At 70.3% G+C, this 17,908-nt stretch carries 10 protein-coding genes; 7 read left to right on the plus strand and 3 right to left on the minus strand.

Translation table 11 applies throughout. The features are described 5' to 3' along the window. The first annotated feature begins 152 nt into the window (after positions 1–152). From ENE75_RS22470 to ENE75_RS22495, 6 genes are all read left to right on the plus strand, one after another. Positions 153–3,167, plus strand: a complete 3,015-nt coding sequence (locus ENE75_RS22470; RefSeq protein WP_233259221.1) for a TonB-dependent receptor — start codon at positions 153–155, stop codon at positions 3,165–3,167. Positions 3,168–3,284: 117 nt separating this feature from the next. Beyond that, positions 3,285–4,838: a tryptophan halogenase family protein gene (locus ENE75_RS22475; protein ID WP_128200905.1), complete on the plus strand. Its 1,554-nt coding sequence runs from the start codon at positions 3,285–3,287 to the stop codon at positions 4,836–4,838. A gap of 26 nt (positions 4,839–4,864) precedes the next feature. Further along, the gene (locus tag ENE75_RS22480; RefSeq protein WP_128200906.1) at positions 4,865–5,578 is read left to right on the plus strand and encodes a SapC family protein; all 714 of its coding nucleotides are present in this window, start codon (positions 4,865–4,867) and stop codon (positions 5,576–5,578) included. Beyond that, a complete protein-coding gene (locus ENE75_RS22485) occupies positions 5,562–6,575 on the plus strand; it encodes a cupin-like domain-containing protein (protein WP_128200908.1) in 1,014 nt (337 codons plus the stop codon). Before ENE75_RS22480 ends, ENE75_RS22485 begins: the two co-directional genes overlap by 17 nt. Further along, positions 6,572–8,110: a tryptophan halogenase family protein gene (locus ENE75_RS22490; RefSeq protein WP_233259222.1), complete on the plus strand. Its 1,539-nt coding sequence runs from the start codon at positions 6,572–6,574 to the stop codon at positions 8,108–8,110. Before ENE75_RS22485 ends, ENE75_RS22490 begins: the two co-directional genes overlap by 4 nt. Before the next feature lie 206 nt (positions 8,111–8,316). Continuing rightward, a complete protein-coding gene (locus ENE75_RS22495; RefSeq protein WP_128200910.1) occupies positions 8,317–10,167 on the plus strand; it encodes an Ig-like domain-containing protein in 1,851 nt (616 codons plus the stop codon). 44 nt (positions 10,168–10,211) lie between these two features. Here ENE75_RS22495 and ENE75_RS22500 read toward each other — a convergent pair whose 3' ends face one another. Continuing rightward, positions 10,212–11,060, minus strand: coding sequence for a metal-dependent hydrolase (locus ENE75_RS22500; protein ID WP_128200912.1), 849 nt, complete (start codon positions 11,058–11,060; stop codon positions 10,212–10,214). Positions 11,061–11,101: 41 nt separating this feature from the next. Between ENE75_RS22500 and egtB the strand changes: the two genes are divergently transcribed. Then, entirely contained in the window at positions 11,102–12,304 is a 1,203-nt protein-coding gene (gene egtB / locus ENE75_RS22505) for an ergothioneine biosynthesis protein EgtB (RefSeq protein WP_128200914.1), read from the plus strand. 12 nt (positions 12,305–12,316) lie between these two features. Here egtB and ENE75_RS22510 read toward each other — a convergent pair whose 3' ends face one another. Next, the gene (locus ENE75_RS22510; RefSeq protein WP_128200916.1) at positions 12,317–13,843 is read right to left on the minus strand and encodes an AAA family ATPase; all 1,527 of its coding nucleotides are present in this window, start codon (positions 13,841–13,843) and stop codon (positions 12,317–12,319) included. An 18-nt stretch (positions 13,844–13,861) separates the two neighbouring features. Further along, positions 13,862–17,863 carry a phosphoribosylformylglycinamidine synthase gene (gene purL / locus ENE75_RS22515; RefSeq protein WP_128201111.1) on the minus strand — a complete coding sequence of 1,334 codons (4,002 nt, stop codon included), beginning with the start codon at positions 17,861–17,863 and terminating at the stop codon, positions 13,862–13,864. Positions 17,864–17,908: the final 45 nt, after the last annotated feature.

Consider the following 17,908-nt stretch of genomic DNA (forward strand, 5'->3'; position numbering starts at 1 on the left):
AGGACACAAGCCGGGGTCTGGCCTGTAGATTACTGAAAGCGCTTTCATACCATACCCCGCAGCGGTCGACACGTGCGGCGGGTAGAAGCGCCCGCCGTGCGCCGATGCTCGATCGCGCGGACGGCAGCGACACGATTCATCCTGGAGACGCCGTGAGCCACGCCCAAACCCCGCCCCACCGCCTGCCGGCCATCCGCCCCGCCTTCCGCCTGACCCGCCTGGCGGCGGCCTGCGCGATGGCTGCGGCAGGCGCCAGCGGCGCCCTCGCCCAGCAGGCGCCTGCCCCCGCGCCGGCGGCCAGCGGCGCGGCGGCAGCCGAACCGCAGCGCGTCATCGTCAAGGGCATCCGCTCGGCGCTGGAATCCTCGCTCGACCTGAAGCGCGACAACCAGGGCATCGTCGACGGCATCTCCGCCGAGGACATCGGCAAGTTCCCGGACACCAACCTCGCCGAATCGCTGCAGCGCATCAGCGGCGTGTCGATCGACCGCTCCATCGGCGAAGGTTCGCGCGTCACGGTGCGTGGCGTGGGGCCGGACTTCAACCTCGTGCTGCTCAACGGCCGCCAGATGCCGGCCTCCAGCATCGCCGACACCACCGCGCCCACCTCGCGCGCCTTCGATTTCGGCAACCTCGCGTCGGAGGCCATCGCCGGTATCGAGGTCTACAAGACCAGCCGCGCCGCGTCGCCCACCGGCGGCATCGGCGCCACCATCAACATCAAGACGGCGCGCCCGCTGGAGAACCCGGGGCTGCATGGCAGTCTGGGCGTCAAGGCCGTGCACGACGTCTCCAACGGCCGCCTGCCCAGCACCATGCAGGGCGCCGACGTCACGCCCGAGGTCTCGGGCATCTACAGCAACACCTTCGCCGACGGCAAGTTCGGCGTGGCCATCAGCGCCAGCTACCAGGAGCGGGACCTCGGCTACAACCAGGCCGCCGTGGGCGGTGGCTGGTACGCCTTCCAGGGCAACCAGGGGCCTCTGGCCAACCCCAACCTGAACCTGGCGGACGTGACCAACAAGCCGGGCGCGGACGACATCTATTCGATCCCGCAGAACCTGATCTACAGCCTCAACAGCGTGCAGCGACAGCGCACCAACGGGCAGCTGACCCTGCAGTACGCGCCGGTGAAGAACCTGACGGCGACGCTGGACTACACCTACTCCGAACTGCAGCTGCAGACGCGGCGCAACGAGCTGTCGGCCTGGTTCGACCAGGCGCCGCAGTCCTCCAGCGCCTGGACCAACGGCCCGGTGTCCAGCCCGATCTTCTACTCCGAGACCCGGGGGCCTGGCACGTCGCCGCTGCGTCGCGGCCTGGGCGACCTGGCCATGGCCGGGTCCGACTTCGCCACCCGCGCCGAGAACAAGTCCACCGGCCTGAACGTGGCGTGGAAGGCCTCCGACCGCCTGCGCCTGGAGTTCGACGCCCATTCGTCGACCGCCGAGTCGGGCGCCGACAGCCCGTTCGGTTCCAACAACACCATCGGCACCGCCAGCTTCAACCGGGCCACGACCTCGGTCGATTTCCGGCGCGACTTCCCGGTGCTGAGCATCTACGACACGGCCATCGACCCTGCACTGATGAAGGTCACCGGTTCGTCGTTCCGCAACAGCTACATGAAGTCCGGTGTGGACCAGGCCCAGGTGAAGGGGCAGTTCAAGCTGGAAGACGAATCCAAGCTGGACTTCGGCGTCGGCCTGACCACGGTGAAGAACCGCAGTGCCTTCTCCAACGTGCAGCAGGACGACTGGGGGGGCAACCAGAGCAGCGTCGACGACATCCCCGACAGCGTCTGGCAGGCGCAGCAGATCCGGCCGTACTTCTCGCAGATCAAGGGCAGTGGCGACCCCGCGCTGTTCAACCAGTTCTTCACCTGGGACTTCAAGACCGTGCGCGACCTGGCCGCCGCGGCCCGGGGCGACGAGGCCCTGTTCCTGCCCAACCCGCGCTTCGACGTCACCGACAGCCGGGTCAAGGAGACCTCGACGAGTGCCTTCGTGCAGTACGTCAAGGACTGGGACACCCGATTCCCCCTGCGCAGCGCCATCGGCCTGCGCTACGAGAAGACCGACATCACCTCCACCGCGCAGGTGCCGGAGGCCACCGGCATCGTCTGGACCGGCGTCAACGAGTTCTCGGTCGTGTTCTCGCCGACACCGGGCTTCACGACGCTCAAGGGCAGCTACAACCACTTCCTGCCGAGCATCGACTTCGACATGGACGTCACCGACGACGTCAAGGTCCGGGCCAGCTACGGCGAGACCATCGGCCGGCCCGGCTGGGGTGCCATCCAGGGCGGCCAGACGCTGGACGCGCTGGCCCGTGCTGACGGCGGCACGGGGCGCCAGGGCAACCCGTCACTGCAGCCGCTGAAGTCGAAGAACTTCGACCTGTCCCTGGAGTGGTACTACGCCAAGGGCAGCTACGCGGCGGTGAGCTACTTCAGGAAGAGCATCACCAACTTCATCACCGACACCACGATCACCGCAACGCCCTTCAACCTGCCGACCCCGGTGGACGGGGCACTGTGGGACGGGGCCGTGGCCTCGGGCTGCGAGGCGTCCGACCGCGACTGCATCCGGACCTACATCTTCGACAACTACGATGGGCAGTTCGGCGTCGACAAAGCCGCCGGCACCATCGCGGGCCAGCCTGGCGATCCGATCGCAGGTTTCCAGATCCGGTCCCAGATCAACAGCAGCCGGTCTGCATCGTTGTACGGGCTGGAGTTCAACGTCCAGCACATGTTCGGCAAGTCCGGCTTCGGCGCATCGGCCAACTACACGGTGGTGCGGTCCGACCTCAAGTACAACAACGCGTCGCTCGGCGAGCAGCTGCCGTTGGTGGGCCTGAGCGACTCGGCCAACCTGGTGGTGTTCTACGAGAACGAGCGCTGGCAGATCCGCGCCGCCTACAACTGGCGCGACAAGTTCCTCAATGCCTTGCAGGACAGCGCCCGCTTCAACCCCGTGTACACCGAGGCCTATGGCCAGCTGGACATCAACGCCTCGTACCAGTGGAACGATCGCCTGACGCTGCATGCCGAAGTGATCAACGCGCTGGACGGCACCCAGCGACTGCACGGCCGCAGCAAGAGCCAGGTCCTGTACGTCACGCAGACCGGGCCGCGCTACATGATCGGCGCCAACTACAAGTTCTGACCCGCGCCGCGACCTGATCGCACCCGGGTCCGCCCGGGCTGCCGTCGGCACGAAAGCCGCTGATCATCAGCGGCTCTTTCGTTTCCCGATGCCAGCGGCCGAGCCCCTGCACAGTCCGTGAACTCAACCGTCCAGCAAGTCGTCGTCGTCGGTGGCGGGTCCGCCGGCTGGCTGACAGCCTGCCTGCTGGCGGCAGAGCACGGCCACGGTGCCTCCGGCAGGCTGCAGGTGACGCTGCTGGAATCGCCCGACGTGGGCCCCATCGGCGTGGGCGAAGGCACTTGGCCCACGATGCGCGATACGCTGCGCCGCATCGGCGTCAGCGAGACGACGCTGGTGCGCGAGTGCGACGCCTCGTTCAAGCAGGGGTCGCGGTTCAACGGCTGGGTCGATGGCGGGCCCACGGACGTCTACCACCATCCCTTCGTGCTGCCGCAGGGCCACACCGAGGCCAACCTGGTGGCCGCGTGGCTCGAGCGCCATGCCAAGGTGCCGTTTGCCGACCTGGTGAGCTTCCAGCCCCACCTGTGCGCGCAGGGCAAGGCGCCCAAGCAGGTGACCACGCCGGAGTTCGCGGCGGTGGCCAACTACGGCTACCACTTCGACGCCGGCAAGTTCGGCCAGATGCTGCAGCGCCACGGGGTCGAACGGCTGGGCGTCCGGCACGTGCTCGACCATGTCGATGCGGTGCTGTCGCACGACAACGGCGACATCGCCGCGCTGCAGACGCGCGCCCACGGCGCCGTGGCGGGCGACCTCTTCGTCGACTGCACCGGGATGGCGGCGCTGCTGCTGGGCCGTCACTTCGGCGTGCCCCTGGTGCCCCAGCACGAGGTGCTGTTCAACGACCGCGCCCTCGCCGTGCAGGTGCCCTACGTGCGTGACGACGCGCCGATCGCGTCGCAGACCCTCGCCACGGCGCAGGCCCACGGCTGGATCTGGGACATCGGCCTGCCCACGCGCCGGGGCGTCGGCCACGTCTATTCCAGCGCACACACCACGGACGACGCCGTCGAGCAGGCGCTGCGCGACTACATCACGGCCACCGGCGGGCCGGCGGAGATCGCCACGCCGCGAAAGCTGCAGTTCCAGCCGGGCTACCGGCAGGAGTTCTGGCACCGCAACTGCGTGGCGGTGGGGCTGTCGGCCGGGTTCGTGGAGCCCCTGGAGGCGTCGGCCCTGGCGCTGGCGGAACTCTCGGCCGCGATGATCAGCGCCGACCTGCCCGCCACGCGCGAGACCATGGCCATCGTCGCGCGCCGCTTCAACGACAGCTTCCGCTACCGCTGGGAACGCGTGATCGACTTCCTGAAGCTGCATTACGCACTGACCCGTCGACGCGACACGGCGTACTGGCGCGACCATGCCGACCCGGCCTCGATGCCCGCGCAGCTGCGGGACCTGCTGGCGCTCTGGCAACACCGTCCGCCGTCGCGCCACGACTTCCCCCGCGCCGAGGAGCTCTTTCCGTCGGCCAGCTACCAGTACGTGCTCTACGGCATGGGTTTCCGGCCGGTGCCGGGCGCCTACACCCAGGGCGCCGACGATGGCAGCCGCGCCGACGGATTCTTCCGCGAGGCTGCCGCGCTGACGCGGAAGATGCTGCCTGCGTTGCCGTCCAATCGCGAACTCATCGCCCATGTTCGCCAGCACGGGCTGTCCCGCATCTGAGCCCACGGCACCACCGCACCCGAACCATGCCCCGCACCGTCATGCTGAACAACGTCGACCACCACGACCTGCGCGTCGTCACCCGGCGCGGCCCCGAATTCGGCGACGACGTGATGGCCGTCACCACCTTTCCTGCCGAATTCCGGCAGCTGCAGGCGCACCACCCCATCGTCTTCCGCAAGACGCCCGACGGCACCGGGTTCGAGCCGGTGGCGCTGCTGGGCCTGCAGGAGGGGCAGAACCTGTTCCTGCGCCCTGATGGCCGCTGGGACGCCCCCGTGATGCCGCTGGCGCTGGAGCGGCTGCCGTTCTACATCGGCCGCGACGGCGACGAGCTGGTGGTGCACGTCGACCTCGACAGCCCGCGGCTGAACACCACCGAAGGCGAGCCGCTGTTCCTGCCCCAGGGCGGCAGCTCCGACTTCCTGCAGCGCATGAACTCGGTGCTGCTGGCCATCCACCAGGGGCTGCAGACCACACCGGCGTTCGTGGCCGCCCTGCTGGCGCACGACCTGCTGGAGCCGTTCACCTTCGAGGCCACGCTTGGAGATGGCCGGCACTGTGCGTTGAGCGGCCACTACACGGTGCACGAGGACCGCCTGGCCGCGCTGGACGGCGCCACGCTGGCGCAGCTCAGCCGCGCCGGGCACCTGCAGGCCGCCTACATGGCGGTCGCCTCGATGTCGCAGCTGCAGGCGCTCGTCGCGCGCATGGAGGCGGCCGATGCCGGCCGGGCCTGACGCCCTGGCCGAACGCGCCGACGTGCGGGCGGATGCGATCCCGCCCGACGTGCTCGCGTCCACCGAGCCCCTGGTCCTGCGTGGCCTGGTGGCGCACTGGCCTGCCGTGCAGGCGGGCCAGGGTGGTCCCCTGGCCAGCATCGACCACATGCGCCGCCATTACCGCGACGCCACCGTGGGGGCCTGGTTCGGGCCGCCGGGCATCCAGGGCCGGTTCTTCTACGACGACAGCCTCACCGGCTTCAACTTCAGCGCCCAGCGTGTACGGCTCGATGGCGTGCTCGACGCGCTGGCGCGCCACCGCGACGATGCCCGCGCGCCGGCGATCTACGTCGGCTCCACCACCGTCGACACCTGCCTGCCCGGCTTCCGCGACGAGAACGACGTGCCGCTGCCCGGCCTGGAGCCTCTGGCCAGCATCTGGATCGGCAACCGCACGCGCGTGGCCGCACACCAGGACCTGCCGGACAACCTGGCCTGCGTGGTGGCCGGGCGCCGCCGGTTCACCCTCTTCCCGCCCGACGAGGTGGCCAACCTGTACGTCGGGCCGCTGGACCTGACGCCCGCCGGTCAGCCGATCAGCCTGGTCGATGTCGTGAAGCCGGATCTGGCGCGCTTCCCAAGGTTCGCCGAGGCGATGGCCCGCGCCCGCGTGGCCGAACTCCAGGCCGGCGACGCGATCTTCATCCCCAGCATGTGGTGGCACCACGTCGAGGCGCTCGACAGCGTCAACGTGCTGCTCAACTACTGGTGGCGCCGGTCGCCCGCGCACATGGACTCGCCGGTGCATGCGCTGCAGATGGCGATGGCCAGCGTGCGCGACCTGCCGCCCGCCCAGCGGCAGGCCTGGCGGCATCTGTTCGAGCACTACGTGTTCGACGCCGACGACGACACCGCCGCGCACATCCCCCCGGCCGCACGGGGCAGCCTGGCGCCGCTGACGCCCGACGCGGCGCGACAGTGGCGTGCGCGCCTGCTGCGGAGCCTGAACCGATGAGCGACGATTCCATGATCGGCCAGCTCGCTGGTGACACGGACACGCGATCGCCGGTGCGGCGCATCGTGATCGCCGGCGGCGGCACGGCCGGCTGGATGACCGCCGCCGCGCTGTCGAAGACGCTCGGCCGGCGGCTGGACATCCGGCTGGTCGAATCCGACGAGATCGGCACCGTGGGCGTGGGCGAGGCCACGATCCCGTCGCTGCAGGTCTTCCACCGGCTCATCGGCGTGGATGAGCGCGACTTCATGGCCGCCACCCAGGCCACGTTCAAGCTCGGCATCCGCTTCGAAGGCTGGCACGACGTGGGCAAGGCCTACTTCCACGGCTTCGGCCTGACCGGGAAGGACCACTGGACGGCCGGCTTCCAGCACTTCTGGCTCAAGGGCCGGCAGCGGCAACTGGCGGCCGACTATGGCGCCTACTGCCTGGAGGCGCAGGCCGCCCGCCTCGGCCGCTTCGCCCACCTGCCCGACGACGGGCTGCGTTACGCCTACCACCTCGACGCCACGCGCTATGCCGCGTTCCTGCGCCGGTTCAGCGAAGCGCTGGGCGTGCAGCGCATCGAGGGCCGCATCGTGGAGGTGCGGCGCTGCGAGGGCACCGGCGACATCAGGTCTCTGCGCCTGGATGGTGGCGCGGAGGTCGAGGGCGACCTCTTCATCGACTGCACCGGCTTCCGCGCCCTGTTGATCGGCGACGCGCTGGGCGTGGGCTACGAGGACTGGTCGCACTGGCTCTTCAACGACAGCGCGGTGGCGGTGCAGACGGCCGCCGTGGACGCCGCCCTGCCCTATACGCGATCGATCGCGCATGGGGCGGGCTGGCAGTGGCGCATCCCGCTGCAGCATCGGGTAGGCAACGGCCTGGTCTACAGCCGGCGATTCATCGACGACGACCAGGCGCGCCAGACCCTGCAGGCGCAATTGCGGGGCGAAACGCTGACGACGCCGCGGGTGATCCGCTTCCAGCCCGGCCAGCGCCACGAAGCATGGCGGGCCAATTGCGTGGCCATCGGCCTGGCCGGGGGCTTCCTGGAGCCGCTGGAATCCACCAGCATCTACCTGATCCAGCGCGCCATCATCCGGCTGCTTCAGATGTTCCCCGCAGACGGCATCCAGGCTCCCGATGCCACGGAGTTCAACCGCCAGATGCGCGCCGACTTCGAGCACGTGCGCGACTTCATCGTCCTGCACTTCAAGGTCACCGAGCGACGCGACACGCCCTATTGGCGGGCCTGCGCCGACATGAGCGTGCCACCGTCGCTGCAGCACCGCATCGACCTGTTCCGGCAGACCGCCCGCATCTTTCGTGGCGATGGCGAGCTGTTCTCCGAGAACTCCTGGGCCCAGGTGATGCTCGGACAGGGCCTGGTCCCGGCTCAGCACCACCCCGTCACCGAACTCATGGGCGATGCGGAACTGGGGCGGTTCCTCGGCAGCCTGCAGTCGGCGGCCGAACAGGCGGCTCAGCAACTGCCGCCGCATGACGACTACGTGCGCCGTTACTGCGGTGCGCCGGCCGCTTCTGCCTGAACCCGGCGGCGCGACGCCGAAACCCCGGGAAATCCATTGGACCATCCCTATTGCGAGTTGACACGCGGTCCCCTATGCTCCTTTGAAACCGCTTTCACACCGACTGGAACCCGCTTTCCACTGTCCCGACCGTGGCCGCACCGCGGACGTCAGGGCGCCGTCTCCTCACGCAACGTCCGGCCTGCTCCCCTGCCAGGAAATCCGTCATGACCCTGCCCTCGAAACACTTCGCCCTCTCCGCCTGCGCACTCGCGGTGTCCGCCCTGCTGGCGGCCTGTGGCGGCGGCGCGTCTGCACCGCCGCAGAACGACACTGCCGGGCCGACCCTGGTCATCGACGACAACGTGCCGGGCGACGTGGCCCGAGGTGCGGTGACCTTCACCTTCAGCTTCAGCGAGTCGGTCGGCACCAGCTTCACCGTCGAGGACGTCACCGTCTCCGGCGGCATGCGCGGCACGCTGATCAAGGTCAACGATCAGAAGTACCTGCTCGAGGTCACACCGGAGCCGGACAGCGCCGGCACCATGAGCGTGGCCGTGGCGGCGGGCAGCTATGCGGACCTGAACGACAACCCGGGCGCCACGTCCGGCACGCATGCACAGGACTTCAACACGGTGCGCGCGACGCCGCCGGTCAGCGGAGACGTGCTGCTGGCCTCGTTCGACGAAGCCACGCCGCTCGCGTTCGAAGGCTTCAATGGTGCCGAGACCTCGGCCATCGCCGCGGCGCCGGCCGGCGGCAGCGGCCAGGCCGGCAAGATCATCCGCCTGGGCGGCGAGGTCTGGGCCGGGGCGAAGGTCAACGTGGACGTGATCCCGCTGACCGCCGACAACCGCACCATCTCCGCCCGCGTGTACTCGCCCCTGGCCGGCGTGCCCATCGTGCTCAAGCTCGAGAACGTGTCCGATGCCGGCATCAACACCGGTGACCTTCAGGCCAACGAGACCGTCGTCGAGGGCTGGCAGACGCTCACCTGGACCGTGCCCGCCGACAAGGTAGGCCCCGAGTACAGCTGGGTCGTGATGCTGCCCAACCTGGGCACGCTGGCCTCCGTCGATCCCGGCGAGACCTACTACTTCGACGACATCAAGCTCGTCGTGCCACCGACGCCGGCAGACGTGCTGCTGGCCTCGTTCGACGAGGCCACGCCGCTGGCCTTCGAGGGCTTCAACGGCGCCGAGACCTCCGCCATCGCCGCGGCGCCGGCCGGCGGCAGCGGCCAGGCCGGCAAGATCATCCGCCTGGGCGGCGAGGTCTGGGCCGGGGCGAAGGTCAACGTGGACGTGATCCCGCTGACCGCCGACAACCGCACCATCTCCGCCCGCGTGTACTCGCCCCTGGCCGGCGTGCCCATCGTGCTCAAGCTGGAAAACGTGTCCGATGCCGGCATCAACACCGGTGACCTTCAGGCCAACGAGACCGTCGTTGAGGGCTGGCAGACGCTCACCTGGACCGTGCCCGCCGACAAGGTCGGCCCCGAGTACAGCTGGGTCGTGATGCTGCCCAACCTGGGCACGCTGGCCTCCACCGACCCCGGCGAGACCTACTACTTCGACGACATCAAGGTGCTCGTGCCCGCGGCCACGCCGGGCACGGTGCTGGCCTCGTTCGACGAGACCACGGCGCTGGTCTTCGAGGGCTTCAACGGGGCCGAGACCTCCGCCATCGCGGCCGGCCCGGACGGTGGCAATGGTCAGGCCGGCAAGATCATCCGCCTGGGCGGCGAGGTCTGGGCCGGGGCCAAGGTCAACGTGGACGTCATCCCGCTGACGGCCACGGTGCGCAAGATCACGGCCCGCGTGTATTCGCCGCTGGCCGGCGTGCCCATCGTGCTGAAGCTCGAGAACGTTTCGGATGCCGGCATCAACACCGGTGACATCCAGGCCAACGAGACCGTCGTCGAAGGCTGGCAGACGCTCAGTTGGAACGTGCCGGCCGACAAGGTCGGGCCCGACTACAGCTGGGTGGTGATGCTGCCCAACCTGGGCACGCTGGCATCCACCGATCAGGGCGAAACCTACTACTTCGACGACATCACGCTGGTGCCCGGGCCCTGAGGCCAGCGCCTCGGCTCCCCACCGCCGAGGCCGCCGGTTCGCCCTCAGGCGCTGGCGGAGTCCTGTACCGGCGATACGCCACGCACCGGTGGCGCCAGATGGGCATGGGCGGCCAGCCAGGCGTCGGCCGGTGCGCCATCGCCCTCGTCCGGGTGGAAATCCGCTGCGAAGTAGCGCTTCCACGGCCGCCAGGTGGCGCGCAGCAGGCCGCCACGGCCCAGCAGCAGCCGCCACGCGCCGGCCCAGGTGGCCGGCCGCCACCAGTGGCCATCGCGCCACAGGTTGGCCAGCGTCTGCCGCATCACGTCGGCGGCGAAGTGCAGCGTGATGACCACGTACAGCCGCCGCCGCCAGCGCAGGTTGCCGCCCAGCGCGTGATACAGGTCGAAGGCGGTGGCGCGGTGTTCGGATTCCTCGCTGGCGTGCCACAGCCAGAGGTCGCGCAGGCGCGGTTCGGCACCGGCCAATGCGGTCGGGCTGGTCAGCAGCCATTCGGCCAGGATCGCGGTGAAGTGCTCGGTGGCCGCGGTCACGCCCAGCCACACGCGCGGATCCTGCCCCTCGAGCTGTGTTGCCCGGCGGTGCAGGATGCGCCCCTCCCAGGTGTTGACGTAACCCTGGGCGACCAGCTGCGCATTGAAGCGCTGGTGGATCCGCCGGTGCGTGGCCTCCTGGCCGATGAAGGCCTGCACCTCGGCGGCGAAGCGCTCGCGCACCGGCCCGTCGAGCTTCGCCGCCCCCTGCTTCACCGCGTCGATGAACAGCTGCTCGCCGGCCGGGAAGCTGAACGACAGCGCGTTGAACCACGCGCTGCGGAACGCGTCGCCACCGGCCCAGTGGCGGGGCCACGGGGTGTCCAGGTCGACCTGCAGGCGCCGCACCGTGTAAGTCATGCCGTCATTGTGCGACACAGGCGCTCCGATAGGATGGGCCGATGACCGAGACGCTGGATCCGCTGTCACTGTTGCAGCGCTACCGTGCCGTGCGCGCCGAGACGCTGCGCCGCACCGCGATGTTGTCGCCGGAGGATTGCCAGGTGCAGTCCATGCCCGACACCAGCCCTGCCAAGTGGCATCTGGCGCACACCACCTGGTTCTTCGAGACCTTCGTGCTCGAGCGGTTCGAGCCGGGTTTCCAGCCTGTGGACCGCGCCTTCCGCACGCTCTACAACAGCTACTACCAGGCCGTGGGCCCGCAGCATCCGCGGCCGCAGCGCGGCCTCCTGACGCGGCCCGATCTCGCCACGGTGCAGGCCTACCGGCGCGCGGTGGACGAACGCGTGCTGGCGCAGGCGGAGCGGCTGGCCGATCCGGAGACGGCCACCCTGCTGACGCTGGGCCTGCACCACGAGCAGCAGCACCAGGAGCTGATCGTCACCGACGCCAAGCACCTGCTGTGGCACAACCCGCTGGGCACGGGCTACGCACCGGGCGAACCGCCGCCCGTGCCGGCCGCGGCGCCCGCGGTGTGGTGCGGCTTCGACGGCGGGCTCGTCGGGATCGGCCACGATCCGACCCAGGACGGCAGCTTCCATTTCGACAACGAAGGCCCGCGCCATCGCGTGTTCGTCGAACCCTTCGAACTGCGCGACCGCCTCGTCAGCCAGGGCGAGGTGGCCGATTTCATCGCCGACGGCGGCTATCGGCAGGTAGCGCTGTGGACATCGCTGGGTTGGGACTGGGTGCAGGCCGGCCGCCGCGAGGCCCCGCTGTACTGGCACCGAGACGCGCCTGATGCGCCCTGGCAGGTCTACACGCTGTTCGGCCACCGCCCGCTGGAGCGCGACACGCCTGCGCTGCACCTGAGCTGGTACGAGGCCGAGGCCATCGCCCGCTGGGCCGGGGCGCGGCTGCCCACCGAGGCCGAGTGGGAAACCGGCGCCCGCAGCGGCCGCCTGCAGCAGGTGCGCGACACGGCGTGGCAGTGGACCGGCTCGGCCTACCGCCCCTACCCTGGCTACCGGGTGCCCGACGGCGCGGTGGGCGAATACAACGGCAAGTTCATGGCCCAGCAGTTCGTGCTGCGCGGCGGCTCGCTGGCCACGCCAGATGGCCACGCGCGGCTGAGCTACCGCAACTTCTTCCCGCCCGAGGCGCAGTGGCAGTTCAGCGGGCTGCGGTTGGCCCGGGATGCGTGACGAGGCCGTCGTTCAACCTGCGGGCACGGCGCGTTCGGCGGCCCAGGCCCGCAAGGCCGCGATGGCTTCCGCGCGCGTGACCGACAGCGGCTTCGTGCGCGCCAGTTCCGCCAGCACCGCGGCAGCGTTGGCTTCGCGGCCCAGCGCCAGTGCCTCGTAGCGCGCCGACACGGCCGCGGCCTCGATCTCGGCACCGCTGAAGCCGGTGCTGGCCACCACCAGGGTGGCCAATTGCGCCTCGTCGAAGGCCACCTTGAGCCGGCCCAGGTGGATGCGCATCAGTTCGGCGCGCGCCGCCTCGTCGGGCAAGTCGACGAAGAAGATCTCGTCGAAGCGGCCCTTGCGCACCAGTTCCGGCGGCAGGGCCTGGATGTCGTTCGCGGTGGCGACCAGGAACACCCGGCTGCGGCGCTCGGCCATCCAGGTCAGCAGCGTGCCCAGCATGCGCCGCGTGGCCCCGGTGCCGTCGTCGCTGCCGGCGCTGCCGCCGGCCAGGCCCTTCTCCACCTCGTCCATCCACACCACGCAGGGTTGCATGCTCTCGGCCACGCGCAACGCCTCGCGCAGCTTGCGTTCGCTCTCGCCCTGCCACTTGTCGTAGAGCGCGCCGAAATCCATGCGGAACAGCGGCAGCTGCCACGACGCCGCCACCGCCTTGGCCGCCAGGCTCTTGCCACCGCCCTGCACGCCCAGCAGCAGCACGCCCTTGGGCGGTGGCAGGCCCTCGGCCGCAGCCGGGTCCAGGAACGGCGCGCGGCGCAGCAGCAGCCAGCGCTTGAGTGCCGTCATGCCGGCCACCTGGTCCATGGCCGGCAGGTCGGGTTCGAAGACCAGCAGTTCGGCCGCACCCAACTGCGCCTGCTTGGCCGCGAGCACGCGCGTCAGGTCGGTGGTGGTGATCTGCCCGTCGCCCAGCGCCAGCCGCGCCAGGTGGCGCACCGAGGCCTCGGGCAGCCCCACCAGATGGCGCTGCAGCGATTCCAGCGTGCGCTGGCAGCCGGCCACGTCGCGCCCGCTGCGGCTGCGCTGGCGAGTGATCTCCTCGCGCAGCACGGTGCGCACGCGCTCAGGCGTCATGGGCTCGATCTCGAACGTGGCAGTCCACGGCTGCAACTCGTCCGGCACCGTCAGCGCGTGGGCCACGAAGGCCAGCTGCACGCCGGTGCGCTCGCTGGCCAGGGCCAGGTCCTTCAGCGCGCGCACCGTCACCGGATGGTTCAGGTACGGGTGGATGTCCAGCAGCAGCACCAGCGCCGGGCCTTCCACCTTGGCCATGGCCTTCAGTGCGGCTGGCAGCTCGTGGGTGTCGGCAGCGCCGGGGTGGCCGTCCGTGCCCTGCTCCACCAGGCGCAGCTTCAGGCCATGCAGCGCGCGCAGGCCGTTGCTGGCCGACCAGGCCCACAGCGCGCGCTGCGTGCGCCGCGCGACTGCCTCGGCCAGCGCCAGCACGCGCTTCTCGTCGTGCGTCTGCAGCACGGCGATGGGCACGTGCGTGTCCAGCAGTTCCTGCAGCGCGGCCGCCTGGCCCTCGGTGGGCATGTCGTGTCCGGTCAGCGATCAGCCGACGAAACGCCGCGCGTTGCGGAACATGCGCATCCAGGGGCTGAGCGCGGACACGTCACCCGGCGTCCAGCTCATCAGCACGTTGCGGAACACGCGCTCGGGGTGCGGCATCATCGCCGTGAAGCGGCCGTCGGCGGTGGTCACCGCCGTCAGGCCGCCAGGGCTGCCGTTGGGGTTGGCCGGGTAGGCCTCGGTGGCCTGGCCATGGCCGTCCACCCAGCGCGCAGCGCGGCGGACCTTCGCGGCGTCGCCGCGCTGCGAGAAGTCGGCCCGTCCCTCGCCGTGCGCTACCGCAATGGGGATGCGGCTGCCGGCCATGCCGGCGAAGAAGAGGCTGGGGCTGTCCAGCAGTTCCACCATCGCAAGCCGGGCCTCGAACTGCTCGCTGCGATTGCGCACGAAGCGCGGCCAGGCGTCGGCACCCGGGATCATCGGCGCCAGGGCGGCCAGCATCTGGCAGCCGTTGCAGATGCCCAGCGCGAAACTGTCGCCGCGCCCGAAGAAGGTGGCGAACTGGTCGGCCAGTGCCGGGTTGAAGAGGATGGATCGCGCCCAGCCCTCGCCGGCGCCCAGCGTGTCGCCATAGCTGAAGCCGCCACAGGCCACGACCCCGGTGAACTGATCCAGCCGGGCACGCCCGGCCTGCAGGTCGGACATGTGCACGTCGAAGGTCTCGAAGCCCGCCAGATCGAAGGCCTTGCTGGTCTCGACGTGGGAGTTCACGCCCTGCTCGCGCAGGATGGCGAGCTTGGGCCGGGCACCGGTGGCGATCATCGGCGCGGCCACGTCCTCGGTCGGGTCGAAGCTCAGGTGCAGGTGCAGGCCGGGTGCGGCGGCATCGCTGGCGGCCGCGTGCTCGGCGTCGGCCGCTTCGGGGCGGTCGCGTTCGCGGCAGATGCGCCAGCTCACCTCGTCCCAGGCCGACAGCAGGTCGCTCAGCGGGGCGCTGAACTGGCACTTGGTGTCGCGCCAGACCTCGACCACACCGCGGTCGTTGGTCTTGCCGACCACATGGGTGTGCTTCGACAGGCCATGCGCGCGCAGCACGGCCAGCGCCGCGTCACGGTCCTCGCGCTTCACCTGCAGCAGAACGCCCAGTTCCTCGTTGAACAGCGCCTTGAGCATGAGCTCATTGCGCCGCTCGCCCACCTGGCCGGCCCAGTTCTTGGAATCGCCGTACTCGGCCCGGCTGTCGGCGATGCCGTCGCCTTCGGTGACCAGGATGTCGACGTTCAGGCTCACGCCCAGCCGGCCGGCGAAGGCCATCTCGCAGGCCGCGGCCCACAGGCCGCCGTCGCTGCGGTCGTGGTAGGCCAGCAGCCGGCCCTGGCCGCGCAGTTCATTCACTGCCGCCACCAGCGACTTCAAGAGCGCCGGGTCGTCCAGATCGGGCACTTCATGGCCAAAACGACCCAGGACCTGCGCCAGCATCGAGCCGCCCAGGCGGTGGCGGCTCTGGCCCAGGTCCACCAGCAGCAGCGTGGTGTCGCCCGGCTGCAGCTGCGGCGTCAGCGTGCCGCGCACGTCGTCCAGCGTGGCGAAGGCGCTGACGATCAGCGAGACCGGTGCGACGACCTTCCGGCCGTCCTGACCGTGCGACCATTGCGTGCGCATCGACAGCGAATCCTTGCCCACCGGGATGCCGATACCCAACGCCGGGCAGAGTTCCAGACCCACCGCCCGCACCGTGTCGTACAGCGCCGCGTCCTCGCCCGGTTCGCCGCAGGCGGCCATCCAGTTGGCGCTGAGCTTCACGCGCGACAGTTCGATCGGCGCGGCCAGCAGGTTGGTGATCGCCTCGCCCACCGCCATCCGGCCCGAGGCCGGCGCGTCCAGCGCCGCCAGCGGGGTGCGCTCGCCCATGCACATGGCCTCGCCGCGGAAGCCGGTGTAGTCGGCCAGCGTCACGGCCACGTCGGCCACCGGCACCTGCCAGGGGCCGACCATGGGGTCGCGGTGGTTCAGGCCGCCGACGCTGCGGTCGCCGATCGTGATCAGGAAGCGCTTGCTGGCCACCGTGGGGTGGCGCAGCACGGTCAGCGCCACGTCGTCGAGCTTGACGCCGGTGAGGTCCAGCGGCGGCTCGCTGCGGTCCACGCGCTGCACGTCGCGCCGCATCTTCGGCGGCTTGCCCAGCAGCACGTCCATCGGCATGTCGATCACGCGCTCGCCACCGGCGCCCACCTCCACCACCAGCTCGGTGGCCTCGCTGGCCGTGCCCACGACGGCGAACGGGCAGCGCTCGCGCGCGCACATCTGCTCGAACAGCGGCAGCCCGGCCGGATCCAGCGCGACGACGTAGCGTTCCTGGCTCTCGTTGCACCAGATCTCCTTGGGCGCGAGGCCGCTTTCCTCCAGCGGCACCTTCGTCAGGTCGAACAGCGCACCGCGGCCGGCGCCGTCGGCCAGCTCCGGGAAGGCGTTGGAGATGCCGCCGGCGCCCACGTCGTGGATGGCCAGCACCGGGTTGTGTTCACCCAGGGCCCAGCAGTGGTTGATGACCTCCTGTGCGCGTCGCTGGATCTCCGGGTTGCCGCGCTGCACGCTGTCGAAGTCCAGCGCCGCGGTGTTGCTGCCGGCGGCCATGGAACTGGCCGCCCCGCCGCCCATGCCGATGCGCATGCCCGGGCCGCCGAGCTGGATCATCAGCGTGCCCGCCGGGAAGACCTTCTTGTGCGTCTGGCCATCGTCGATGCTGCCCAGCCCGCCGGCGATCATGATGGGCTTGTGGTATCCGCGCCGCAGACCGGCCACGTCCATCTCGAAGACACGGAAGTAGCCACCCAGGTTGGGCCGGCCGAACTCGTTGTTGAAGGCGGCGCCGCCCAGCGGGCCTTCGGTCATGATCTGCTGCGGGCTGGCGATGTGCGCCGGCTTGCCCACCGGGCTGCGCTCCCAGGGCTCGTCGGTCCCCGGCAGGTGCAGGTTGCTCACCGAGAAGCCGGTCAGGCCCGCCTTGGGGCGCGCGCCGCGGCCGGTGGCGCCTTCGTCGCGGATCTCGCCGCCGGCGCCGGTGGCCGCACCCGGGAAGGGGCTGATGGCCGTGGGGTGGTTGTGGGTCTCCACCTTCATCAGCACGTGCACCGTGCCTTCGCGCGGGCCGTAGGCCGGGGCGTTGGTGAAACCCTGCGGCAGCCAGCGTTCGGCCGGACCGCCTTCCATCACCGCCGCGTTGTCGTTGTAGGCGACCACCGTGTGCTGCGGGCTGGTCTTCTCGGTGTGGCGGATCATGCCGAACATCGAGTGCGGCTGCGGCTGACCGTCGATCACGAACTCGGCGTTGAAGATCTTGTGCCGGCAATGTTCGCTGTTGGCCTGCGCGAACATCATCAGCTCGACGTCGCTGGGGTTGCGGCCCAGCCTGGTGAAGGCGTCGACGAGGTAGTCGATCTCGTCGTCCGACAGCGCGAGGCCGAATTCGCCGTTGGCGGCCACCAGCGCGGCACGGCCGGCACCGAGCACGTCCACGTGGGCCAGCGGCGGCGCCGGCTGGGGGTCGAACAGGTGCACCGCGGCCTCGCGCGCGAAGGCCACGCTTTCGGTCATGCGGTCGTGCAGCAGCGCGGCCACCTCGGCACGCTCGTCGTCCGACAGCGGCTTCGCGCCGCCCAGCAGGCCGCCGACCAACCCACTCTTCAGCGTGAGCCGGAACTCGGTGACACGCTCGACCCGATGCAGTTCGATGCCGCAGTTGCGCGCGATGTCGGTGGCCTTGCTGGCCCAGGGCGAGACCGTGCCCAGACGTGGCATGACGACCACGCATTCACCCTCTACGGGGCCCGTGTACGGGTCGCCGTAGGTCAGCAAGGCGGCCAGCTTGTCCTGCTGGGCCGGCGTGGCGTCGGCGTCCAGCGCCACCCAGTGCACGAAGCGCGCCGCCACGCCGGTGATGCGCGGGCAGATGGCCTGCAGCCGGGGCAGCAGCGCACGCGCGCGGAAGTCGGAGAGGGCGTTGCCGCCGTCGAACGTCAAAGGGGCGGGGTGCGCGTGCGGCATCGGGCGGGCGGCCATCGGGGGGAACCCGGCATTTTACGGGGGACG

Origin of the sequence: Rubrivivax albus, from assembly GCF_004016515.1 — a bacterium.
GTDB lineage: Bacteria > Pseudomonadota > Gammaproteobacteria > Burkholderiales > Burkholderiaceae_C > Rubrivivax > Rubrivivax albus.